The following is a 201-nucleotide window of genomic DNA, read 5'->3' on the forward strand; positions in this document are numbered from 1 at the left end:
ACGTGGACGCGAAGACCGGCAAGCCGTTCGTTGACGTCGTGGTGGACGCGGCCGGGCAGAAGGGCACCGGCCGCTGGACGGTCATCTCCGCGCTCGAGCTGGGCTCCCCGACGTCGGGCATCGCCGAATCAGTCTTCGCCCGGGCCCTGTCGTCGCAGGCGGAGCAGCGGAAGCTGGCCCAGGAGCTGCTCGCCGGCGGCG

At 72.6% G+C, this 201-nt stretch carries 1 pseudogene; it reads left to right on the forward strand.

Annotated features, from left to right (window positions below):
* Window positions 1-201 (forward strand): annotated as a pseudogene (locus tag QCD75_RS22150) (NADP-dependent phosphogluconate dehydrogenase); the annotation flags it as partial.

The organism is Arthrobacter sp. PsM3, assembly GCF_030433895.1.
Taxonomy (GTDB): domain Bacteria; phylum Actinomycetota; class Actinomycetes; order Actinomycetales; family Micrococcaceae; genus Arthrobacter.